Annotated in this window: 23 protein-coding genes and 1 pseudogene; 15 read left to right on the plus strand and 9 right to left on the minus strand. The window is 37.0% G+C overall.

The window, feature by feature from the left end; all coding sequences use genetic code 11:
* Positions 1-137: 137 nt before the first annotated feature.
* Positions 138-1,535 (minus strand): heavy metal sensor histidine kinase, encoded by a 1,398-nt coding sequence (locus I6F10_RS05220; RefSeq protein ID WP_197098562.1) that lies wholly within the window; start codon positions 1,533-1,535, stop codon positions 138-140.
* Positions 1,525-2,211 (minus strand): heavy metal response regulator transcription factor, encoded by a 687-nt coding sequence (locus I6F10_RS05225; RefSeq protein WP_008109918.1) that lies wholly within the window; start codon positions 2,209-2,211, stop codon positions 1,525-1,527. Before I6F10_RS05225 ends, I6F10_RS05220 begins: the two co-directional genes overlap by 11 nt.
* A gap of 166 nt (positions 2,212-2,377) precedes the next feature.
* Between I6F10_RS05225 and I6F10_RS05230 the strand changes: the two genes are divergently transcribed.
* The 10 genes from I6F10_RS05230 to I6F10_RS05275 all read left to right on the plus strand — a co-directional run bounded on the left by I6F10_RS05230 (position 2,378) and on the right by I6F10_RS05275 (position 10,572).
* On the plus strand, positions 2,378-4,201 hold the full coding sequence (locus I6F10_RS05230; RefSeq protein WP_024610725.1) for a copper resistance system multicopper oxidase: 1,824 nt from the start codon (positions 2,378-2,380) through the stop codon (positions 4,199-4,201).
* Positions 4,198-5,061 carry a copper resistance protein B gene (locus tag I6F10_RS05235; RefSeq protein ID WP_002963237.1) on the plus strand — a complete coding sequence of 288 codons (864 nt, stop codon included), beginning with the start codon at positions 4,198-4,200 and terminating at the stop codon, positions 5,059-5,061. The genes I6F10_RS05230 and I6F10_RS05235 overlap by 4 nt, the downstream gene beginning before the upstream one ends.
* Before the next feature lie 22 nt (positions 5,062-5,083).
* The gene (locus I6F10_RS05240) at positions 5,084-5,491 is read left to right on the plus strand and encodes a copper resistance CopC family protein (protein WP_010388411.1); all 408 of its coding nucleotides are present in this window, start codon (positions 5,084-5,086) and stop codon (positions 5,489-5,491) included.
* Between the two features lie 11 nt (positions 5,492-5,502).
* Positions 5,503-6,411: a copper resistance D family protein gene (locus tag I6F10_RS05245; RefSeq protein WP_010388414.1), complete on the plus strand. Its 909-nt coding sequence runs from the start codon at positions 5,503-5,505 to the stop codon at positions 6,409-6,411.
* A 23-nt stretch (positions 6,412-6,434) separates the two neighbouring features.
* On the plus strand, positions 6,435-6,923 hold the full coding sequence (locus I6F10_RS05250; RefSeq protein ID WP_002963057.1) for a YybH family protein: 489 nt from the start codon (positions 6,435-6,437) through the stop codon (positions 6,921-6,923).
* Between the two features lie 10 nt (positions 6,924-6,933).
* A complete protein-coding gene (locus tag I6F10_RS05255) occupies positions 6,934-7,452 on the plus strand; it encodes a DUF411 domain-containing protein (RefSeq protein ID WP_002963058.1) in 519 nt (172 codons plus the stop codon).
* 133 nt (positions 7,453-7,585) lie between these two features.
* Positions 7,586-8,098, plus strand: coding sequence for a DUF305 domain-containing protein (locus tag I6F10_RS05260; RefSeq protein ID WP_010388415.1), 513 nt, complete (start codon positions 7,586-7,588; stop codon positions 8,096-8,098).
* Positions 8,099-8,126: 28 nt separating this feature from the next.
* On the plus strand, positions 8,127-8,858 hold the full coding sequence (locus I6F10_RS05265; RefSeq protein WP_002963060.1) for a MauE/DoxX family redox-associated membrane protein: 732 nt from the start codon (positions 8,127-8,129) through the stop codon (positions 8,856-8,858).
* A gap of 509 nt (positions 8,859-9,367) precedes the next feature.
* Positions 9,368-10,090, plus strand: coding sequence for a hypothetical protein (locus I6F10_RS05270; RefSeq protein WP_010388416.1), 723 nt, complete (start codon positions 9,368-9,370; stop codon positions 10,088-10,090).
* Complete coding sequence (locus I6F10_RS05275) at positions 10,090-10,572, plus strand: hypothetical protein (RefSeq protein ID WP_010388418.1); 483 nt, start codon at positions 10,090-10,092, stop codon at positions 10,570-10,572. The genes I6F10_RS05270 and I6F10_RS05275 overlap by 1 nt, the downstream gene beginning before the upstream one ends.
* Before the next feature lie 85 nt (positions 10,573-10,657).
* Here the strand turns inward: I6F10_RS05275 and I6F10_RS05280 are convergent, their stop codons facing one another.
* Positions 10,658-11,281 (minus strand): tyrosine-type recombinase/integrase, encoded by a 624-nt coding sequence (locus I6F10_RS05280; protein ID WP_010388419.1) that lies wholly within the window; start codon positions 11,279-11,281, stop codon positions 10,658-10,660.
* Positions 11,282-11,577: 296 nt separating this feature from the next.
* Between I6F10_RS05280 and I6F10_RS05285 the strand changes: the two genes are divergently transcribed.
* Together I6F10_RS05285 and I6F10_RS05290 are read left to right on the plus strand one after the other, a co-directional pair.
* On the plus strand, positions 11,578-12,135 hold the full coding sequence (locus I6F10_RS05285; protein WP_039036690.1) for a hypothetical protein: 558 nt from the start codon (positions 11,578-11,580) through the stop codon (positions 12,133-12,135).
* A 342-nt stretch (positions 12,136-12,477) separates the two neighbouring features.
* Entirely contained in the window at positions 12,478-12,885 is a 408-nt protein-coding gene (locus I6F10_RS05290) for an energy transducer TonB (RefSeq protein WP_024598543.1), read from the plus strand.
* Positions 12,886-13,557: 672 nt separating this feature from the next.
* Here I6F10_RS05290 and I6F10_RS05295 read toward each other — a convergent pair.
* Positions 13,558-13,755, minus strand: coding sequence for a hypothetical protein (locus tag I6F10_RS05295; RefSeq protein WP_002963063.1), 198 nt, complete (start codon positions 13,753-13,755; stop codon positions 13,558-13,560).
* An 807-nt stretch (positions 13,756-14,562) separates the two neighbouring features.
* Here I6F10_RS05295 and I6F10_RS05300 point away from each other — a divergent pair.
* The gene (locus I6F10_RS05300; RefSeq protein WP_002962291.1) at positions 14,563-15,441 is read left to right on the plus strand and encodes a hypothetical protein; all 879 of its coding nucleotides are present in this window, start codon (positions 14,563-14,565) and stop codon (positions 15,439-15,441) included.
* A gap of 35 nt (positions 15,442-15,476) precedes the next feature.
* Here the strand turns inward: I6F10_RS05300 and I6F10_RS05305 are convergent, their stop codons facing one another.
* The 3 genes from I6F10_RS05305 to I6F10_RS05315 form a co-directional block, all read right to left on the minus strand.
* Positions 15,477-16,430, minus strand: a complete 954-nt coding sequence (locus I6F10_RS05305; protein ID WP_002962290.1) for a replication initiation protein — start codon at positions 16,428-16,430, stop codon at positions 15,477-15,479.
* A 706-nt stretch (positions 16,431-17,136) separates the two neighbouring features.
* Complete coding sequence (locus I6F10_RS05310) at positions 17,137-17,421, minus strand: hypothetical protein (protein WP_197098563.1); 285 nt, start codon at positions 17,419-17,421, stop codon at positions 17,137-17,139.
* A 131-nt stretch (positions 17,422-17,552) separates the two neighbouring features.
* Positions 17,553-17,945 (minus strand): hypothetical protein, encoded by a 393-nt coding sequence (locus I6F10_RS05315; RefSeq protein ID WP_197098564.1) that lies wholly within the window; start codon positions 17,943-17,945, stop codon positions 17,553-17,555.
* Between the two features lie 567 nt (positions 17,946-18,512).
* On the opposite strand from I6F10_RS05315, the gene I6F10_RS05320 reads away from it, so the two are divergent.
* Positions 18,513-18,716, plus strand: coding sequence for a hypothetical protein (locus I6F10_RS05320; RefSeq protein ID WP_002962287.1), 204 nt, complete (start codon positions 18,513-18,515; stop codon positions 18,714-18,716).
* Positions 18,717-18,793: 77 nt separating this feature from the next.
* Here I6F10_RS05320 and I6F10_RS05325 read toward each other — a convergent pair whose 3' ends face one another.
* The gene (locus I6F10_RS05325; RefSeq protein WP_002962286.1) at positions 18,794-20,455 is read right to left on the minus strand and encodes a recombinase family protein; all 1,662 of its coding nucleotides are present in this window, start codon (positions 20,453-20,455) and stop codon (positions 18,794-18,796) included.
* Positions 20,456-20,522: 67 nt separating this feature from the next.
* On the opposite strand from I6F10_RS05325, the pseudogene I6F10_RS05330 reads away from it, so the two are divergent.
* Positions 20,523-20,774, plus strand: a pseudogene (locus I6F10_RS05330) (endonuclease III); the annotation flags it as partial.
* A 103-nt stretch (positions 20,775-20,877) separates the two neighbouring features.
* On the opposite strand, the gene I6F10_RS05335 reads toward I6F10_RS05330, so the two are convergent.
* On the minus strand, positions 20,878-22,266 hold the full coding sequence (locus I6F10_RS05335; RefSeq protein ID WP_231619885.1) for a hypothetical protein: 1,389 nt from the start codon (positions 22,264-22,266) through the stop codon (positions 20,878-20,880).
* Positions 22,267-22,336: the final 70 nt, after the last annotated feature.

A 22,336-nucleotide genomic window follows, 5' to 3' on the forward strand; every position in this document is an offset into this window, starting at 1 on the left:
GTTAAACAGGCCAAAGCTAACTTCCGCTTTCGTATCTTTGCAGTCTTAATCTTTATGTGTCTCAAGGTCGGCTTATGGCACTTAGCTGAACTTCGCCAAAGAGCTACAAGCAAACATTGAGTTATTGGTTTTAATAATTAGCTTTTAACTAAATTTAAATAAACTTTAAAGCTGGTAGTTTGATTATTTGAACTGACCTCTATATCTCCACCGTTTGCTTGCGCTAGAGCTTTAACTATTGCAAGCCCTAAACCTGCTCCGTCACTGTGTCGTTGCCGCGACTTATCAGGTCGATAAAAGCGGTCAAATAAATAAGGTAAATGCTCAGAAGGTATTCTCTCCCCAGTATTAATCACTGAAATACATATTTTATCAGCGGTAAATATTTCACTATTTACTGTGATTGATGAGCCTTTTGGGGCATACCTTATTGCATTGGATAGGAGGTTTGATAATAATTGGCGAAAGTGTAATTTGTCACAATAAAAACAAAGGTTTTGACCTTTTTTCTTAAATGTAATCAATGAGTCTTCAGCCAAAGCATCAAAGTACTCAAATAATGCTTCAATTTCATCATGGCTTTTTAGAGTATTTTGAACGGGTTTAACCAGTCCATTCTGAGTTTTTGCAAGCCAAAGCATATCACTAACCATCTTAGTTAGTCGTTCCAGCTCTTCTAGATTAGAAAACAATAATTCTTGATACTCTAACAACTGTCTTTTTTTAGATAAACCAACCTGTGTTTGAGTGATTATATTTGTTAGTGGAGTACGTAACTCATGCGCAATATCACTAGAGAAATTTGATAAACGAATAAATTCACTTTGGAGCCTGTCGAGCATCGAGTTAAACGACTGCACCATATTAACAAGCTCAATAGGCACTTTATTTTCATCAAGCCTTACATCCATCTTATTAGTTTGGATGTCATGCATTTTCTGACTCAAACCTCGTAAAGGGTTCAATCCTTGATGTATAGCAAACCAAGCCACCAATAAAATGAGTACCGCAGAGCCAAACATAATAGCCCAAAGACTTTGTTGAAATTGATTGAGAAAGTGTAAATGAAAGCTCATGTCTATCGCTGTAGTAATTTTGTATTGCTGTTGCCCAGTACTTAAATTACTCACCAGAGCTCGGTAGGTGTGGGTATCATTTTGCCATGAGGTAATGTTGTTACGGTTAAAGCCAGCTGAAGCATTAGCACTCATTACAAAATCACTAAAATCTCGTTCAGAACTTTGAAAAATGAGCTCTCCTTTTGCGGTATTTACCTGATAGTAAACACCGTGATGACCCGCTACAGCGTTAGATAATTCATTTTTAAGTTTCAGGTTTGATTTATACTGTTGTCTTAAAACTAATTCAATAGATTGATTAATAACATGCAGTTCACTACTATCTTGCTTGAAAAAATGATGTTTTATCGAACTATTTATTAAGGTGGCAACTAAAGTTAAGCACGCAATAACGGTTACAGCCACAAACAACACAACACGCATCGTAAGTGATAAAGGCCGTGACTTAATAGCCATCAGTTTCAACCTCTAATTTATAGCCCATACCACGAACCGTATGAATTAATTTAATAGTAAAGTCATCATCAACTTTTGCTCTTAGCCTACGAATGGCAACATCAATCACATTGGTGTCGCTATCAAAATTCATATCCCATACTTGAGAAGCAATTAACGAACGTGGCAGTACTTCACCTTCGCGCCGTAACAATAGTTCAAGTAAGCTAAACTCTTTATTACTCAATAAAATACGCTTGCCTGCACGTTGTATTTTTCGCTTTGGAATATCCATTTCTAAATCAGCAACGATCAGTATATCGTCAACTGTTTGTACTGCACCACGGCGAATAAGAGTGCGTACTCTTGCTAAAACTTCAGCAAAAGCAAAAGGCTTTATTAAATAGTCATCAGCACCAAGTTCGAGCCCCTTTACTCTATCGTCTATGCTATCGCGAGCAGATAAAAATAGTACTGGGGTTTTGTTATCTGCTTCACGTAGCGACTGTAAAATTTTCCAACCGGATACGTCAGGTAACATGACATCAAGTATTATTACATCAAATAAGTCGGTCATTGCTAGGTGATGACCGTCAAGACCATTGCGCGCCAAAGAAACCTGAAAACCAGCTTCACTTAGTCCCTGTTTTAAATAATCTCCCGTTTTTGCTTCATCTTCAACAACTAATAAGCGCATACAATTCCTTCATTAAAGTCCTAACAACTACCTCTGCAAATATTATGCAGTATCTGTCACTACAGCAACATGACACCAAGATTACAACTTTGTAATGTTCGCGTCATGTTGAAGACAGGTCTATTTTCTATACTTAATACATATTCTGGTATGAAGGAGTAAGGAAATGGGGTTTAAAAAGTCATCACAACAGGTTAGCACACCACGAAGACGATTTGTTCAAGGCTTAATTGCAGGAGGTGTACTTGCTGCTTTTCCGAGTGTATTACATGCTGCATCATCTTTAGTAGCAGGAACAATAACAGGCACTGTGCCCGAACTTAGCGGCAAAGTAATTGATCTGGTTATAGATGAATCGCCGGTTAACTTTACTGGCGTAGTACGTATGGCGACAACTATCAATGGCTCTATACCCGCCCCTACCTTGCGCCTCAAAGAAGGCGATGACGTTACTATTAGAGTAACAAATAAGTTATCAGTACCGAGTTCAATTCATTGGCATGGCATTATTTTACCGTATCAAATGGATGGCGTACCAGGTATCAGCTTTAAAGGCATTATGCCGGGCGAAACCTTTGTTTATAAATTTAAACTGCAACAAAGCGGTACATATTGGTATCACTCACATAGTGGCTTTCAAGAAATGACAGGCATGTACGGTGCATTAATTATTGAACCGCGAGAAAACGATATTATTAGTGCAGATAACGAGCATGTTATTCAATTATCTGATTGGACTGATGATGACCCAATGGCGCTGTTCCGTAAATTAAAAGTACAGAGTGATGTATTTAATTTCAATCAACCCACTGTCCCAGAGTTTTTCGATGACGTTTCAAGCAGCAGTATTTCAAATGCTCTACAGCGCCGAAAAATGTGGAATCAGATGCGAATGAATCCTACAGATTTAGCTGATTTATCTGCATCAGCAATGACTTTTTTAATGAACGGTAGTACTCCAATGGCAAACTGGCGTGGATTATTTAAAGTCGGTGAAAAGCTTAGGTTAAGGTTTATTAATGGCTCTAGTAATAGCTTTTTTGACGTGCGTATCCCCGAGTTAAAACTAACGGTTGTACAAGCAGATGGGCAAAACGTTGAACCAGTGACAGTTGATGAATTTAGATTCGGCCCTGGTGAAACCTACGACGTAATTGTTGAGCCTAAAAATGATGCCTATACGATTTTTGCTCAAAGTATGGATCGCTCTGGTTACGCAAAAGGAACTTTATCAAGCTCGCCTAATATTGATGCGCCAGTACCTGCACTTGACCCTGTTGAATGGTTAACGATGACCGATATGATGGGCAATATGACCCACGGCGGTGAGCACTCTGCAATGGCTGGTATGGCAGGCATGTCAGGTATGAACTCTAAAGAAATGGATCATAGCGCTATGGGCCACGGTGCAATGGCGATGGATCATAGCAAACATGGTATGTCTGAAAACCCATTAGCGGTTGCCAGCTCTAAAGTGCGTCATGCAAAAACGGAGTATGGAGCTTCAGTTGATATGCGCGTTGATATGCCTAGAACAAATCTTGATGATCCTGGTATTGGTTTACGTAAAAATGGTCGTCGTGTTTTAACACTTGCAGATTTACACTCACTTGAAGGGATCACTAACCAGCAAGAGCCAGAAGCTGAAATTGAGCTGCATTTAACCGGAAACATGGAGCGTTATAGCTGGTCATTTGATGGCTTAGAATTTGGTAAAAGCACGCCAGTGCATATGAAGCATAACCAACGTTTAAGAGTTATTTTACAAAACGATACCATGATGACGCACCCTATGCATTTGCATGGTATGTGGAGTGATTTAGAAAACGAGCAAGGTGATGTGCAAGTGCGACGTCATACGATACCTGTTCAACCCGCACAAAGAATCAGCTTTTTAACCACCCCTCACGATGTAGGTCGCTGGGCTTGGCATTGCCATTTATTATTCCATATGGATGCCGGTATGTTTAGAGAGGTAGTCGTATCATGAAACAATTAAAACTATCTAAATCATTAGGTTTATTAATGTTAACAGGGGCTTCATTAATTAGTTTCCCTTTATTAGCGCAAAGTGAAATGGCACAAATGAATAGCGCTAAGATGCAACCACAAGGAGGAAGTGCACCTAAAGATGCAAGAGACCCCCATGCTTACTCTGCGGGAACAACTTTAACAGAAGGCCCATATGCGCTTGAGGGCAATGAGCGATTAACACTCGCTGATGAGCATCCATTTTACGCATTACTAGGCGATCGTCTTGAATATAACGAGCAAGCAAACGCAGGTGTATTTGACTTACAAGCATGGTACGGCACTACCTTTGATCGATTGGTAATTAAAACCGAGGGTGATTTCAGCGAAGGAAGTATTGAAGAAAACCAAACCGATATTTTATGGGGTCACGCCGTATCAGCATATTGGGATACTCAAGCAGGTGTTCGTCTTGATTACAATAAAGAAGGTGAAAATCGGCAATGGTTGGCTTTTGGCTTACAAGGTTTAGCCCCTTATTGGTTTGAACTTGATATGACAGCATACGTAGGTGAGCGAGGCAATACCGCATTTACGTTAGAGGCAGAGTACGAACTATTACTCACGCAAAAGCTAATTATACAACCGCGAGCCGAAATTACACTTTATGGCAAAAACGATAAACAAAACGAACTTGGAAGTGGCCTATCAAGCAGCGCGATTGGCTTTAGGGTTCGTTATGAATTTACACGCCAGTTTGCGCCCTATATTGGCGTTGAATGGAGCAATAAATTTGGCAATACCGCCGACTATGCCACATCAAGTGGACAAAGTAGCAACAACACCGCATTTGTTACGGGTATTAAATTTTGGTTTTAATCATTTTAAATAAGAGGTAATTATGAAGTTTTTTAATTCTGCAGTAGCTATTTTAGGTTTAGTACTTACATTTTCCGCATCAGCGCATATATCACTCAAGCAATCAACACCTGCGCAAGAAGCCATGTTAATGAAAAGCCCAGAGCAACTTTCGTTAACTTTTGGTGGTGAAGTAAGGCTAGCAAAAGTCATCATCAAAGATGAAAAAAATAAATCAATAAACTTTGATTTCAAACCAAGCTCTACCCCAAGCACAGACTTTAGTTGGTCATTGCCGAGCTTAGTCCAAGGCACTTACACGGTTAAATGGACAGCACTGGGTGGTGATGGACATAAAATGACCGACACGTTTAGATTTATGGTACACAAAAGTGAATCGCATAAGATGATGCAAGTACAATCTAATACCCACAGCAAACATAATCATTAAGTAGCAACATAATGCAATTAAGTGAATGGTCAGTACTCTTACTATTATTAAAACTAGCAAGCTATATCGCAATTTCAGGGCTTGCGGGCACTTTATTAATGCGCTTTATGTGTGGCAACAGCAATGTTGCAGGGCATCACTTAATTAGCTTTTATCAGTTCTTAAAACGTTGGCAAATTACGTGTGTAGTTACAGGTAGTATTGCTGCACTTTTACAAGTACCAATAGAAGCTGGAGCAATGGCTGAATCAGGCTTTATGGGAATGTTTGACCCCTTTATGCTTGAAATTGTTTGGCAATCAGTCATAGGTGACCAAGCAACGTTTAGAATACCAGCGCTTATTATTGCTCTAATTAGCGCATGTATGTGGAGTGTGGAATCAGATGATAACGTAGCAGGTTATAAAAACGTTGCCGTTATACTAATCATGCTTGGGTTTATCGCTTATAGCTTCACTTTTACTGGGCACAGTGCAAATGAAAATGGGTTAGTGAAAAGTATTTTAACCTTTCACCTTATTGCCATTGCGAGCTGGTTAGGGTCATTGTGGCCGCTTTACAAAAGCTGCACTTTACTACCTACCAGTGAAGTAAAGCGGTTAATGCATTACTTTGGTCAACTCGCTATTGTTATTGTATTTGTACTACTTATTTCGGGCTTAACTCTGCTCCTGCAGTACCTAGAGTCATTTTCTGCATTGTTTACATCAAATTATGGGCAACTAATTTTATTAAAGCTGTTACTCGTCAGCGCGATGCTGTTACTAGGTGCATGGCATAAGCTTTTTTTAGTCCCGCAAATCACTCAACAACACCATATAAGTATATTAAAACGCTCGATCACTGTTGAAATATTAATTGCCCTATTTGTACTTATTACAACAAGTGTATTTACAACACTTGTTGGTCCGCCTATTTAACGATTAATAAAAAAGGAAAATGTATGTTAATTAAATCCTCTAATTTAAAAATTTTATTGCTACTAATTTTTAGCGCTGTTAGTTCTTTTGCTGTGAACGCACACACCCATGAAGAGCACACAAAAAAAGGCTGGGTCTTTGTTAATGTTGATAGCGAAGCTGCAAAGGCAGTTAGCTTATTTCATGCATCCCTAAAACAAGGCGATGCCAAAGGTGCCCGTAAATTACTGGCCGACGATGTCGTCATTTTTGAAGGCGGAATTGTTGAGCGTTCTGCAGATGTATACGCGAACCATCATATGATAGCGGATATGAAATTCTTAAGTGCAGTTGATAGTGAACTGCTAGAGCATCAAGTTCACACAAATGGAGACATAGCTTACTCAATTTCAAGAAGTAAAACTCAAGGAAAGTATAAAGGGAAAGATATTAAGTCTACGGGAATGGAATCAATCACATTAAAAAACACCGATAAAGGTTGGAAAATCACTCATATTCACTGGTCTAATTAAGGAGTTAACAATGCGAGTAATCTACATTACCTCAGCGTTTTTTTTATCATTAACTATGTCATTTTCGGCAATGAGTATCGAAAAACAGCATAAAACATCAATAATCTATGAAAATTCAGAAAAACCTGAAATTGAGCTTACCGTTTATAAAAGTAAAAATTGTGGATGTTGTAATAAGTGGATTGCTCATTTGAGTGAAAACAATATTCAAACAAAAGCAATTAACGTTAATGACATGGGGTCGATTAAATCTCAGTATCAAATAAAACCTAATATGCGCTCATGCCATACAGCCGTGTCAGCCGATGGATTTGTATTTGAAGGTCATGTTCCCGTTAAACATATAAAACAGTTTTTATCTGGGCAACACGCTCCGCACATTACAGGCTTAAGTGTACCAGCCATGCCTATTGGCACTCCCGGAATGGAAATGGAGGGTATATTTCACAAATATAATATTGAACTACTCACTGACAACTCAAATGAAGAAACCTACAGATACATAAGTAAATCCAGCGAGCAATTTTAGCCTAACGGCATAATTCTTGAGTTAATTATTAAATACCCATTTTACACAACAGGAAACACTGATTTGTGAGCTTGATAGTGTAAAAATTACTCACATGTAAAAACAAAATACAAAACTTTTAAGGAGCAATACAATGTCACACTATTCAAAATTTTTTTTAATGATAGCAACATCCACAATAACCATGTTTGTATTGATGTATTTGAACACCTACCAACTTAGTCATGTTTATTTTAGTGAAACTCGTACTTATATGGCGCTTTATATGGGAGCCACGATGGCAGTGATAATGCTACTTTTCATGCTCAATATGTATAAAGATAAAAAGAAAAATATAACAGTACTCATTGCTAGTGTTGCCGTATTTGCAGGAAGTTTATTTTTAGTTCGCTCACAAGTGACTGTTGATGATAGCTCATGGATGTCGGCGATGATCCCACATCATTCAATTGCCATACTCACCAGTGACAGGGCAAAAATCAAAGATAAACGCGTTCAAAAGCTTGCTACAAATATAATTGAAGCCCAAGAGCGAGAAATAAAAGAAATGCAATGGCTCCTAAAAGATATAGAGCAAAACGGCATTGCACAAACCAATGCTCAAGCACAATTAAGAGCTGTTCCAGATTTCAATTCAAATAAATAAATAAACCGCATAACATAAGGAGTAAAGCATGAGTAAATCAGCCCAACTTTTTAGAATGGCAACAGATGAGCATATTTGTCCGTTTGGTTTAAAATCAAAAGACCTACTAGAGCGAGAGGGATATACAGTTGATGATCAGCTTTTAACTTCTCGAGAGCAAACAGATGAATTTAAAAAACAACACAGTGTAGAAACTACACCTCAAGCATTTATTGATAATAAACGTATAGGTGGCTACGACGATTTACGTGATTACTTTAATAAGCCACAAGCAGCCCAAGAAGGTACAACTTACACGCCCGTGATTGCGATTTTTTCGGTTAGTTTTTTGCTTAGTGTGGCATTTAGTTTTGCATCGGATAATAGCTTATTATCAATGCAAACCGCTGAACTGTTTGTAGCCCTAACAATGGCAGTGTTAGCAATACAAAAGCTTCAAGACTTATTTAGCTTTACTAATTCATTTATAACCTATGACTTAGTCGCTATGAAAGTAGTCAGGTACGCTTATGTTTACCCATTTTTAGAAGCATTTGTTGGCATTGGAATGATAGCCGGGTTACCAGCCTATATTATTGCCCCTATTTCATTATTCATAGGTGGGGTTGGTGCTGTTTCAGTGATAAAAGCAGTCTATATAGATAAACGAGAGTTAAAATGTGCGTGTGTAGGCGGTGACAGTAACGTACCACTAGGGTTTATCTCTCTAACAGAAAACTTATTTATGATAGCTGCCGGTATTTGGATGTTTGTTAGGTAAATAACAGCTTTAATTTAAAAATATGATGACGAGCTTATTTATAGCACGAACCAGATTCAGTAGTTGAGTCTGGTTCTGCCTGAACTTAAAATGCCATCAATTTGCTCTGGCTTCTCTAAGGTATCTTGAAGTTACAACGAGACTAAAGTTTTTTATCAATTGCATGATTTAAAAAAGCACTAGCCCTCTAATTTTATTAAATAGATCTAATCTAAATTTGATTCCAGAATTCTTTTGGCAATAAATTTTTAATCATCCTAGTGTTTAAGAATTTATAAATTTAATTAATAAATTTTGTGAAATTTTTCTAGTCCGCTTAGAGCGAGAAGCAGACGGTCATCTTTTTATATCAAATGCATTTAAGATTTCCTGACTTGAATTAACTGTTGTATTGTAAATAGTAATTTTGCTTCTGTATAAGGAGCGATATAAGTATCGTGAGATAAGGTTTACTTAGCTACTTTTTGTTAATGTAAATAAGGTAATAATTAATTTTTAAGGTTGAAGTAATGGAATATAACAATCTATCCAAGCTTGTAAAAAAAGTTCTCAAAACAGATCAAAGTGGTAATACAACAATGCCCTCAAGACGCGAAATGACAAGCAAAATTTTTGCGTTTATTATGCTTATTCCTGGAATTACTAGCATTGTGATGACAGTAACAAGCGAAGGAGGGGAAAGTATTTTCTTCGCTATTTCTGCAAGCTTCTTTTTAAGTATATCAATATTGCTTTTTGGTCGAAAGAGCCGCTTAGAGTTTAACGGGACAGAAAAACAGCTTAATTTAAAAACCGCATTATGGGGTTACTTTCAAAGAAGTAAAATTGTTGTACCGTTTGATACACTATCATTTGAATTAAGTAGTATAGGCGCGCAAGGCCCTTATCAAATTAAGTTTGTTGATCAGTTATATGAATTTAAACAGTATACAGATGCTAAGATGTTCATTTCGTTTTTATATACGAAATATAATACTACTGCAGTTGAAACCATATCGGATTGGCCTAATAAAACACCGATAAGGTTTGCTCAAAGTGAATTATATAACTCACCTCAAGTTACTCATGATACTAAAAAAGCTAATTCAAACTCTCACCTGGAAGATGAAGATTTTAATAGTGAAGATCTTGTTTTCATTGAAATATGGGATCGCAAATCGCTAATAAAACTATCCCTGCCATTTTTTGTTTTTACAGCCATTGCCGGCTTAGTTAAATACGGAGTGCTGTAATGTATTTTAAAGAACTATCTAGTGAGCTAGCTATTTATCGACAACCGAGGTTAACTAGATTATTGCTAGTTTTGTTGTGTGGTTTCTTTTTATTTATCGGGCTAATTAATGTGTTTAATTCTGATGAAGCAAAATCATTACCGATATGGGTATCTGGGTTTATATGCTGGCTAGGGTGGAGTGGTTCGTTTGGTGGCTATGTATGTCGTTTTGATCTCGCAAAACAAACCTTGGAATTAAAGTCGAGTAGTTTATATACTATTTTTAAACGTGTTTATAAATTATCAGATATTAAAGGTTTTAAAGCTATACCTAGAAAAGGCTACACACATGACTATAGATTATATGCAGTGTTAACTGATAATACTCATATTGCTTTCGCAAACTACAAAGGACGAGGGTTTGCAGTTAAGGAGTGTATAAAAATGGCTGAATTTGTCAGTAAGCCTTATCAAATCAATATTGATACAGCTTCATTATGATTTTCTTAGAACAAAGTAGCGTGGATTAACATTTTTTTAGAAACCAATGCCAGACGCTTACTTCAGGTCTGGCATTGGTTCAAACTTAAGCATCGATCTGTTCTGATACTTCTAACGCATCATCAACTTCTATTCCCAAGTACCTGACAGTGCTTTCTAGTTTTCTATGGCCAAGTAGAAGCTGACAGGCTCTTAAATTTTTAGTTTTTTTGTAAATTAGTGATGGTTTAGTACGTCTCATAGAATGAGTGCCATATTGAGTCTTATCTAACCCAATTGAAGTGACCCAAGAATCAACTATACGTCCATATTGACGGGTTGAAAGGTGTTCTGAGGAATGAATTCGTGACTTAAACAAGTAATCATAAGAGTTGAGAGTAAATTGCTCTATGAGCGCCACAATTGATTTCCTTGTATTCCCAGTAATTTCAAATTGGACGGGCATACCAGTCTTTTTTTGAACGACTATTGCCCTTGATTGAATTGTTTTACCATGTGCGATGTCGTTAACTTTTAGTGAAACTAAATCACACCCTCTTAGTTTGCTATCTATGGCTAGGTTAAATAGTGCTAGATCTCTTATTTTATGAAAAAGTTCTAGTCGTATTCGGATAGCCCATATTTGCTGTAATTTCAGAGGTAACTTTTGTCCTACAAGCTTATTTTTATTCCAAGGCTCTTTAGGCTGATATATTGTTAACTGGTGCATTAGTTGTACTCCGGTGTTTATGGAGTTTTAAGCTTAGCCCGCTACAAAAGAATTCGGGTATGAGCGATAAGCGGTCAGTCAGGTGAGTCGTCATTAACTTAGTCAGAATAAGAGGAAACGTTCCTCTTTTTTACATGTTTATATATGCCACAGAAAGAATAATATTTATAGCTACAAATAGTTTTCATTATTTGCTATTAATATAAGTTCATAAAATAAGGACGTTTTCGCGCTAAAATAGGTAAGATGTTCTCTTATAAAGTGTTATATGCCAAGGGAAACTCAGGGAGTGGTTCATGATCAACAGCATTCTTCACAAACTCGATCAATTAAAAGATTATGAAGTGCACTACAAGCAGGTTTCTGGTGTTAAAACTATGGTTCAGGGACTGGAATACCACTTTGATAACTATATGGCGCAGACAAAAGTGAGGGAGCAACCTTTTTGGTTTCATGAGGTAGTTGCGTATCTGAACAGATTAGGTCAAATCTATTACTTTTTTAAATCTGATTTCATAAAAGTGGTTGACTCAGAAATGCCTAATATTCTTAAAATTATTCCTTTGAGAATGAAATACTCTGCTCATAGGAGTGTTGATGCTCCAAGGGGAAACGATCATTTAGTCATGATGGATATATCAATGCCAAATATTCACTATGTTCACTCATACTATGGTAGTGAAGAGAGAGATGTAGTAAACCCTAATGAGTGCTCACGTGGCTTTTGCATACCAAGAGTTGATGCCAATGGTGATCGCGACGATGTGAGAATTTTTCTTGACTACGAGCATGATGGCATTTTAGCTGATATTGGACTGGTTCTAGATAGAAAATTGAGAGAGTTTGGCATATAACAAACGCATCAAGGCGCTCGCAGGCTCCCTAGGACATCAAAACTACGCGGCAGTTACCAATGTCTGCTCTTGGCACTGAGCCGAACTTCGGCAAAGAGCGATAAGCGGTCGTTAGCAGTTACTTTTCAATTTCGTCAAAATATATATTGCCTGCATAGTCAAGAAAACGACCGAATCGCTCGTTTTTGTCCTGAAGTAAAAACCAGAACTACTGTATTTTGGTAGTGCTGGCAAATAGTTAAGAAGTTTGTTACAAGTGGGTAATTAAGATAAACGAGCGACGCTGTGGTAGAAGAACGTGCGATTCGCTCGCTATAAACATCCTATATGCTCTAGGAAATTATGAAATATCTAGTCAAACTTTATCTTGTTTTGCTCATGGTGGGCTGCACTTCAACTATTCAGCATGAATTACCTGGAGAAAAAATTTCAACTAGAAAGGCTGCAGATTTTAATGAAAAATCTGATGTTCCAAAGTGGGTCAGTAAGAATAAGAGCCTAATTGAATCACATTTATTTGTTTGCGAAACTTGTTTCGGTCACAAAGTGCAAGTGCATATAAATATTGATGATAATGGTTATCTAAAGTTTTCTAAAATCGTGCGTTCTACGGGCCAAAAAGAGCTAGAAAAAGAAGCGTTAAAAGCCATTAAATCTTCGGAACCGTTTGATATTTCGTACCTAAGTGAAGCAGACAAGAAAGTAGTACAAAATATAATATTTACCTTCGCCCCAGAAAAGAACACTTAACAAGTGACTAAGGTTATGAGTGTCCGCTTATGGCACTCTCCAGCCACTCGATAAAATAATAATTGATAAAGTGTTTTTCTCCGCCTGATGGCTCTTAGCTTATCCGACCTACTCTGGCACTAACTGAAAATACTCTTACTCTAAATTTAAAGTTAAGCTCTAATCAAAAAATATCAATTTTTGTGCCCTACTTTGCTTCAAATTGTAGTTATTATTCTCAATCTGTGACTCAAAATCAGCTTAAGTGATGGTACCCACAAACCCAAACCCGATATCTTATATTTCATAATTTATACGTTGATATTTGTCGAATTAAAATATTTTAACTAGCTTAAAGGCTGGCTGGTCAGTAACTTACATACATATAAAACTAAAAAGCACCCTGATTAACTCAGAGCGCTTTGCGTTTAGGACAAATAAACAAGGGTTATACAAATTTAATAAGGAGATGCTTAAGCATGACCTTCATGCTTGGGGTGTTACTTTTTCGATAATATTCGTAGTTATAGATACCTGTTATCATTCTAGTGCAAAAAAAACTTAGAGCGATAAACCAAGCGAAGTTTTCAGTGGATTGGAACTGTAAACACAATATAGCTGAGCCACTAAATGCGATAATCGAATAGGTAATTTCTATTCGATATTGGCTAAAAGCCTTTAAAATTTTGGACATTAAAAACCGTCATCAAAAGCATCAAAAGAATCATGTTCTATAGAGTCACCTATCGACTCTTCAATTTCATAAACAGTCATTACCCTGTCTGGCTGGCCCACCACATTGCCACCAACATCTACGATATTAGTACTGGCATTTGTGATAGGTAGTCCTGTTGTTGGATTAATAGCAATATCATTAGCGTCGTTTTTCATTTTTAAACCTTAATAATCATTAATTAATGCTTTCAAATTTAATGATTTCGTGATAAAAAACAAACTTGTTTGACTGCGCAGCTCAGCAACAAACAGTTTGAATAAGGCATTCACTTTTCTTCTATTTTCACTTAATTTTTTTAGTAAAAACCCTCTCCTCTTTATCTAAAAAGTTTATTAATAAGTTTAATTTGAAGGCGGCTTTTGTCTGCAAGACAGGTTTTTAGATCGCATTTTTCGGCACGAAAAACTGCAAAATAGCGCCTCAGAATGAGGCCAACAAGCGCGTAATGTGGTGTAGGCGAAGCCGTAGACACATGGAGAAAGCGCGAATGTACAGCTGGTCTGTACTGACCGCGATAGTGTTTCGCATCAGCGAAATTCGATTAAAATTTGGCACAAATTGATATCGAACCATAATTTTCGTCAGAAAATAAAAGCGAAGAAAAATGCGGATAATGGGGCACCCATCGCATTGTCTGAAGCGGCAGTATGGCGGTCAGTACAGAGCGTAGCTCGGTGCATTCGCGCTGGGTATAAAACGCTAGCGCGATAGCGCGTTGAGCCAGCTCGTTGCGGAGCAACACCAGAGCTGACGGGCGTTTTAGACCTATGGTTGAGTAGCGAAGCGACGAGGCCATCCGCTGAAAGCGGCTTTTGTTGCGATAATTATCGCGACAATCATTCCGTACATGCTGCCAGAGCATCTCGGAATGAAAAACGGCAATATAATTATAAAATGATGATAATTTTTGTGTTGCGGTGCTAGTTAATTTTAATAATTAACTCACCAAAAGGATTTTTGAATTGACTCAGCAACCATCAAAAGATTTAGAAACGAAAAACCCGCTTCATACTCACTACCCTCGCTATTTTGATATTAATATGCGGTATTATCTAGGCGAAAATAACCACCAAAAAGGGGTTAACAGAACCAAGGTCTCGGTGCTTATTGCAATTCGGTTTTCTATTGTTACACCAGGCATTGTGCGTTGGCTCTACGGCATTAATCATCGCCTCGCGTTGGAACACCTAAACAGGCTAGAAAAAGATGGTTTACTGCGTGTAGTAAAAACACACCGCAGTCCAGATGGTCGCGTCTATGTGCCTACCTATACTGCTGCCAAATTTGCCGAGGAGTTAATGGGCATCGACGTGTATTTTAGGAGTAATAAAAACCCTGCTCTGCAGTTCAACCAAAATAATGTAGCACACAACCTTATAAACGCATTTGTAATGTTGCGCGGTATACATAATTATCACAGTGATGAAACGTACGCCCCAATGTGGAGTGGATTCATTACCGAGCCTGAATTTAAACGTATTAATAACCTATCTGATGCACGAACTGTGGATGGTGCTGTGCGACTCCTAGATGGCTCTGTTGCAGCAGTTGAAATTGAGCATTCATTTAAAAATAAAACGGCACGACAGGTCATTTTACTAAAATATTTGGCCTCGTTAAAAAAAAACGATTACAGTAAGATTTTTTTATTCTCTCAATCGGTCAAAATTTTTGATGACATTAAACGACTCCACGAACAACTATTTGAGGAAATGCCGCAACGTTTTGACAAGAAGACACGAGCACCACTTCTCAGTGAGAGCGATGCTGAGCTGCTGCGTGCCTCAATAATATACCGAACTAAATTGTGCTCTGAAATTGAAAAAATGTTTTACTCGTAATGCAGTAGTATCAACATTGAGACATCATGATTATTTTATTTATTCAATTGTTTAGAGTAAAAAATCTTAGCTTCATCGTCACCAATGATTTTTGCATACGTTATACAGCGCCTTATATCTGCTTTTGCCAATCTAAAAGCGGGGTTTTCGTTTTGGTTTGATAGCTCATAATTTCCTAATCGATTGAGGTTTCCCCGAGCCCACACACCCTCAGCATGCGACCCTTTATTGACTTTAGGGCGACGAGATAGTCTTGGCCTAGCAAACTCTTCACTTTCACTAGAGCATTGAGTAAAATAGGAAAATTCAATGGCAGTAATACAGTTACCCATTTTTTTAGGCTTAAACGTTACGCGTACATCTGTGTGGGCATTAATTTTTTCAATAGCAGGTAACAGGATGCGGTTTTTAAAATCGCGCCATGCTCCATATGATTCAGATAAAAATAATTTTTGTTTCATCTCTGGCAACTGAAAATTCACAACTACCGCGCCCTGTCGTTTGTAATTTTTATAATTTCGCACCTCGTTTAGGAGTGCATACAACCGAAATGATGCTAGGCTGTTTAATTTTACTGTGTTATGAAAAAATAACCTTGTGAAATTTTTCTCTATATTAAAAATATACGGCTCGATTTCTTCTGAAAACTCAAGTGTAATGAAAGACCCTTGATTTTTCACCTTTTCGTATGAAGCGCTACTCACCCAAGGAATTGAAAGCGACTGCCCGCTATCGTCTAAAATGCTTACAGATTTATCTCTGAGTGACTCTGCGGCAGAACTCAGCTGCTCATAAACGCTGTACTTACTCAGGCCGAAACACTTGGCATATTCCGTTGGATAAATCAGAATTTTTCCTGGGTTAGACTTTTTGGAGTTTACTTTAGACAGCGCGAGATTTATTAATCGCTGCTCATTAATATCGAGCGAATAACCCGCATGTAACAGCTTATTGCCGAAAACAATTCTTGGAGAATTTTTACTACTCATTTCTCTACCTCATTTCTAGTTTATGCTGTTATGCTAACCGCGGCTCAACGAATAAAAGAAATTTCGGTAAGTTTTTTGGTAAAAAAAGTTTTATTTATTTACAGTGAAAATGGCCCCCTAAACCGTATAAATTGCCTACTCATTTCGTATAAAATGCCACAATAAACATATAAATTGCCCACCAAAACAGTAAATATTTTATTTAATTTCAATAAGATAACCCCCTCTAAAAGTATTAAAATAGAAAAAATAAAAATACAGGCACATTTGCAACTTTTATAAATTTATTAATTCATTTCTGACGGTTAAAAAATAAATTAATTATTTTTTTATTTTTTATTTTTTACCCCGCCACTATCATTTGTAATAAAACTACTGAGTGAACTGACTTACTGAAATACGCAAAAGGGAGATAGACATAAATCTACCTCCCTTGTGCATTTGACCTATGGCCTTGCCAAACATGATTACAATGACCTCGCTTTTGAGGCATCGTAACGAAACCCTGTATTTGCGCAGGACCCCCTCCCAGGTTTGATACTCAGTAACTGAGTAAAATGCCCTATTAAACGCTATTGCAGTTAGGGCAACGAATCAGCAAATAATGATTCAGGCATATTTTGGGAGATATGATTAGGCTGTTATTTTGATTTTGAAAATAACCATTATGACCTCAGTTTCAATCGTTAATTTTTTCAATTAGACCCTAGGGATAAACATCATCCTCGAAGTCACATGGCAGCTCCACACGCTCTACTGGGTCGCTGATCAGAGCATGCATAAGCTCGTAGGTGAGTTTTCGCATAGCGTACTGATTTAGCTCTTTATTCGCTGTAATTTCAGAGCCAACAACCTCCCAAAGCTCATCTAAATTCGCATTATCACTGCGTAATTCTAATAAGTTAATCTGGTGGTCATTAGCGGTGATTACTCGGCTAAATGTGTGTAATAAATTTAAAAAATCTAATGTTGATACGTATGCATGTTTCATGTTTTCACTATCCTTGTGTGGTTTGTTATCAAAATCGATAACTCATTATTAAGTAAAATCAGACATGGGTATTTAAATCGGTTTACGAAAAATTCTTATAAAAAAAGCAGACCGAAGTCTGCTTAGGAGGGTTATGCATTGTCGATAATATCGACCCAATCACTCTCTGCTGCTGCAAAAAATGTCGTTGGCGTTTGCATAAATATTTGCTCGAACTCCTCAGAGAACAGCGCACAAAACTGTGTTATTTGATCTATGTAGATAAGTAAAAACAACGTCATATCGTGCCCTTCTAAATACCTATTCTCAAAACTCGGATTTTTTTCTAACATACTATTTGAAATACTAATACCAAGTATTTTTCCAACGCTATCTCTATGTAGATATATGTATTTATTGAAATTTAGCTCCATCGCTTGTTCGTTAACTACATCTGCTAGCAATAAAATTGTAGAACAGTCATCCCACGGAGATTTACTGGCTCGAACGTATTGGCGAATAAATTGAGATTTAGTGTTTTTCATGATTTGTCCTCGTTAATTGTCCTGAAATTAACTAGGGCCATGCAATGGGTAAAAGTGAAGAATTGCGTTTTGTTGGTTTAATTTGCAAAAATAATAAAAATCATTAATGTTGGAATATCACTGTACAACCTTGAGGATGAATAATATGGCGGAATATATTTGGTTATTACCTGCGACCGTATTAACAATAGTTTTAGTCGTGGTTATTAAAAAGTCCAGAAAGTAAACCTATATTTTAAGTGCTTAGACAATTCAGCGTGAAGAGTAACTTGAGCCTACCTATCAGTAATAAGTATTGAACAATTAATAAACCAACTTCAATAATTTCCTGATAAATATACAAAACACATTACTTAATTCTCTATTTATCTAAAAAATTTTTTGTGTTTTTCTCTGAATTTTAATCAAGATGCAATCTAACTCCCCATTTAGCGGAGGGATTCAGAAAAATATCCAAAACATCCCTAAATTTTGAAAAATTTTGAAAATAGTTATCATAGTACTGTTAGTTTGATTAATTAAGCCTTCAAGCTAACCAATTCTTTTATTAATAACTTAAAGGTTTCTATGCAAATTATTTCTTCTAATAATAATGGACTGCAAATGCAAAAAGGATATGCGCTAGCGATAATAACCAATAAAGGTAAGATTATTCAGTCAGGTATGGTTGTTGAGTTAATGGTCTTTGAAGCAATGCTAGATCATATTATTAAAACCTTTTGTGCCAGGTTTACAAGTATTGATCCTAATTATTTTAAAGAACCTAAATAACTAAGCCCTTCAACTAAATAATATTGAATATGGCCTGTTGCAAGGGTAAACTTGCGTCAGGCCACTTCGTAATTACGTCAAAAGTCATAACCACTAACTAGCTCACCAGTATGTTTATGCAGACGCAACAAACGCTTCTTATCATTATGAAATTCCAGTAAAAGCTCAAAGTAGTCAGCATTTGAGGCACCTAATAGGTGCTCAAAAACATTATTGAGGCCACCTTTATCGCCGCTAAATGTATTTAGCTGTAAACTGATGCTTTTAAAAGTATCTTTAACTAGCTGGCGAATAGCTAAACGTTCGTCATTGGAAAGTTTTACAAGGTTTTTAGTAAGCGATAACCAGCGGTCTGTTACTTCATCACGAAAAGAGTGGTCAATTTTAGCAAGCTTGTTTTTACTGGTATCTATTTGGGTTTGAATGTCACGCGCTTGTGTTTCAAGGGCTGATATTTTATTAGCTATCGCCTGTGGTGGCGTGCCCTCAAGTATTAAAAGCGTTTCTGTAAGTGAGTTTATATCGTCATTAATTTTTTCAAGCTGCGCAACCAGTGCTGATTCTTCAGTATTAATTAATTCGCGGTCGCTGCCCCCTAGCAATATACGTTGCAGGTTTACTTTATCCTGGCAAAACTTAACAACAGCACTTTCAACCATTTCAATTTGCACTGTAGAACTCATTGTACAGTTATTATTGCGCCTAGCTTCAACACAACCATAGCGCTTATGGCTACTTTTTACTTCATCAATACACTTTTTACGATAAACAACATGCGAACCGACCGATTTACCACAACAACCACATTTAAATACACCAACGCCCGATAAAATCCCCACAAACTTTTGTGTGTGTTTCGTAGCACCTCGTTTAGATGAATCTGCGACTAAAAAATCAAACTCAACTTTACTCATTAATGGCGGGTAATAACCTTCAAGAACGTAATCAGCATCGCCTACTTTTACATTCAGCTCACCAATTAACGAACGGCGCTTTACCTCTTTATAAACATTAGCCCCAGTGTGGTGAACAGTACCCGCACCAAACTCTGCATTAATAAGCTCAGCTATTTTTATACCGCCGTGCCCTTTTTTAAATAATTCAAGCTTACGCAGCATAATAGCTTTATTGTGCGGATCGAAGTCGAATAACTTTTTATCATCATTCCACACTACCCAGCTAGGCGGCTTACCACACTTAACCCTAAAACCACGTTTGCCGGCTAACCAATCATCACATTGCTTAGTCAACGCAGAACGAACCCGCAGAGATTTAGTTTCACTTTCCTCATTGGCCCGTATCAACACCAGGATAATATAAACCAAATCCATCGGATTCTTTTTAATGGTTTCTTTATTATACTCTTTACGGTCAGCCGCCGTGATCACCGTAATATCAGCATTAATAATTTGTGCAATAATGCCCTGACTTTCAAGCGGCGCAGCACGAGAAATGCGGTCCAAACTTTCAAGCACTAAAATAGAACCCGCCGGTACCTTACCCTGCTCTACCGCCGCTAAAAATATACCCAAAGCGCCCCGGGTAATATTGGTTTTATGAAACGCACTTAACCCCATATCACGCATTGATAATGAGTCATCAAGCTCAAGCCCTTTTTCCTTAGCAACCTCTTTAGCAAAACTAAGCTGCCGATTTAAAGACTGCCCCTTAGCCTGTTCGATTGTAGAAAAGCGTATATAACTATAGAGTAATGGTTTTAAAGTAGTATGCTTATTCATGTTTTTGATTCACCTCTGTTGTTATATACAGTGTAAATCAATACAATATAAGTATCTACTATTATTATCCTTTTGCTGGCCTGTAATAGCCGTAGATACACACATATTTCGTGTATCTAACCGTACCAAGCTTGCCATGGGTAAAGACGTAGTTGCTGTTGAACAAAAGCTTGAAAAAGTAGTACCAAAAGAATTTAAAGTAGACGTTCACCATTGGCTAATACTACACGGGCGCTACACCTGCGTAGCACGTAAGCCAAAGTGCGGCAGCTGTATTATTGAAGACTTGTGTGAGTTTAAAGACAAGACTGAAATTTAAGTCACATTAATTAGTATCTAATTTGAGCTTACTTTACTGCTTAATTAAAACTTATCAGGGAGAGTTATAAAACTCCCCCACTTAAAAAATACTATTGAAAAATTTAACTTGGAAGCGCTTTTAACTCAGTGTTGCCCTGATTGAATGGATTCAAGCTTGTACCATAAGTTTGTTTTATCCACTTAGCCTGTTTTTCAACTAATGACGAAATATCAAGGTTTCCAGGTAGTGGGTAATCTTCTGGTTTATAACGTCCTAAATTGGGTTGTTTTAATAATAAAAATCTGTGTTGCCAATATCGATAATGATGCCTTTTAGTTAACCCTAACCCTTGTTCATAAATAGTTTCGAAATCTATGCAATCAGCTTTTTGTAAAAATTGAGCATAAAAATAAAGTGCTTGCACATAATAAAACTTAATATGGCTTAAGTCTGGTAATGCTGATTGGTAATACCGAATTATATTCTCATTCAGCTCATTATGTTCTAGCTCAGATGACTGCTCATTCTCGCATGAAAAAGCATACATCAACTTTTTTAAACCTCGAGTATAAGGGTTAACGCTAACCAATTTATCTATAGCTTCGAAGCTCACATAGGTTGCACGAGATTTAAGGTAAGTTAACTGCACCCTTTCCATATGCTGATTTTCATATAGATCATCAATGGAGTGATTTAGTTGATTTAGATTGATTGCCCCATATAGATAACCTTGTGCCTCGTAGTAACTCGACTCAGTATTAACTAGGCCCATTAAGGGTTCAACATTCATTGCAACTTGCACATTCGATGAACCAAAAGTGACATACCGATATGAATTCAACTTTATGTTATGGGCAACCCTATCAAGTGCATAACCTTCCATCTCATATAGATTCATTGCAATATTGTAAACAATCCTTTCGAGTACTCGACCTCTCTCATACTTTCCTGAAAGAGCCGATAACGACTCAATTGTAATTAAAGATTTTAATTGCTGATGAGCAGCGTCAAACTCTCCGTTATAATAGCGCGCTAGAAGTTTTATGAGTTTCCATACCTGTCTTACCTGAAGTTCATTACTTTTTGTTACAAGTCCTTCAATATTAATTGCTTCGTATGCCGCTAAAAATTCAGGACCTAGATTTAACTTAATAATTGAAAAAACACCAATGTGTTCAACCATCTCAAAGTAATCTTCTAATTCATCTTCACTTCTGATTACATTGCCCTTAGTGCCATAAGTGAGCGCGGCTATCAGATTATTAAACAAAGATGAGAAAATTAGATTCGACTTTTTATTAGTGTTCAGAAGATTGTAAATAAACTCCATAACTTGCTGATTATAAGTAAACGCTTGTTTAAATAATTCAAGCTTATCTTTTTCTAACGTATGTTGTTCAAACTGAAAGCGAGCAAAGCGTTGAATAACCGACTGTAATGAATAAAACCCACCGTAAGCTTCCCCCTGTGTCAGGATCTGACTCTTATACACAAATAAATTAGGCTTCAATTGAACTTTACTTATATCAGTCGATCAGATCAGTTATAACGAAAAAACCGATCGAGTTTAATTATTATGC

It is taken from the genome of Pseudoalteromonas sp. SWYJZ98 (assembly GCF_015864495.1).
Classification (GTDB): domain Bacteria; phylum Pseudomonadota; class Gammaproteobacteria; order Enterobacterales; family Alteromonadaceae; genus Pseudoalteromonas; species Pseudoalteromonas distincta.

Excerpts from the sequence above, each read along its gene's own strand:
- I6F10_RS05320 (WP_002962287.1), top strand. The coding sequence starts at position 18,513 with ATGCAAATTATTTCTTCTAATAATAATGGACTGCAAATGCAAAAAGGA.
- I6F10_RS05250 (WP_002963057.1), top strand. The coding sequence starts at position 6,435 with ATGTTAATTAAATCCTCTAATTTAAAAATTTTATTGCTACTAATTTTT.
- I6F10_RS05310 (WP_197098563.1), bottom strand. The coding sequence starts at position 17,421 with ATGAAACATGCATACGTATCAACATTAGATTTTTTAAATTTATTACAC.
- I6F10_RS05240 (WP_010388411.1), top strand. The coding sequence starts at position 5,084 with ATGAAGTTTTTTAATTCTGCAGTAGCTATTTTAGGTTTAGTACTTACA.
- I6F10_RS05230 (WP_024610725.1), top strand. The coding sequence starts at position 2,378 with ATGGGGTTTAAAAAGTCATCACAACAGGTTAGCACACCACGAAGACGA.
- I6F10_RS05325 (WP_002962286.1), bottom strand. The coding sequence starts at position 20,455 with ATGAATAAGCATACTACTTTAAAACCATTACTCTATAGTTATATACGC.
- I6F10_RS05260 (WP_010388415.1), top strand. The coding sequence starts at position 7,586 with ATGTCACACTATTCAAAATTTTTTTTAATGATAGCAACATCCACAATA.
- I6F10_RS05270 (WP_010388416.1), top strand. The coding sequence starts at position 9,368 with ATGGAATATAACAATCTATCCAAGCTTGTAAAAAAAGTTCTCAAAACA.
- I6F10_RS05315 (WP_197098564.1), bottom strand. The coding sequence starts at position 17,945 with ATGAAAAACACTAAATCTCAATTTATTCGCCAATACGTTCGAGCCAGT.
- I6F10_RS05255 (WP_002963058.1), top strand. The coding sequence starts at position 6,934 with ATGCGAGTAATCTACATTACCTCAGCGTTTTTTTTATCATTAACTATG.
- I6F10_RS05245 (WP_010388414.1), top strand. The coding sequence starts at position 5,503 with ATGCAATTAAGTGAATGGTCAGTACTCTTACTATTATTAAAACTAGCA.
- I6F10_RS05265 (WP_002963060.1), top strand. The coding sequence starts at position 8,127 with ATGAGTAAATCAGCCCAACTTTTTAGAATGGCAACAGATGAGCATATT.
- I6F10_RS05220 (WP_197098562.1), bottom strand. The coding sequence starts at position 1,535 with ATGGCTATTAAGTCACGGCCTTTATCACTTACGATGCGTGTTGTGTTG.
- I6F10_RS05305 (WP_002962290.1), bottom strand. The coding sequence starts at position 16,430 with ATGAGTAGTAAAAATTCTCCAAGAATTGTTTTCGGCAATAAGCTGTTA.
- I6F10_RS05225 (WP_008109918.1), bottom strand. The coding sequence starts at position 2,211 with ATGCGCTTATTAGTTGTTGAAGATGAAGCAAAAACGGGAGATTATTTA.
- I6F10_RS05295 (WP_002963063.1), bottom strand. The coding sequence starts at position 13,755 with ATGAAAAACGACGCTAATGATATTGCTATTAATCCAACAACAGGACTA.
- I6F10_RS05285 (WP_039036690.1), top strand. The coding sequence starts at position 11,578 with ATGATCAACAGCATTCTTCACAAACTCGATCAATTAAAAGATTATGAA.
- I6F10_RS05235 (WP_002963237.1), top strand. The coding sequence starts at position 4,198 with ATGAAACAATTAAAACTATCTAAATCATTAGGTTTATTAATGTTAACA.
- I6F10_RS05290 (WP_024598543.1), top strand. The coding sequence starts at position 12,478 with ATGAAATATCTAGTCAAACTTTATCTTGTTTTGCTCATGGTGGGCTGC.
- I6F10_RS05275 (WP_010388418.1), top strand. The coding sequence starts at position 10,090 with ATGTATTTTAAAGAACTATCTAGTGAGCTAGCTATTTATCGACAACCG.
- I6F10_RS05280 (WP_010388419.1), bottom strand. The coding sequence starts at position 11,281 with ATGCACCAGTTAACAATATATCAGCCTAAAGAGCCTTGGAATAAAAAT.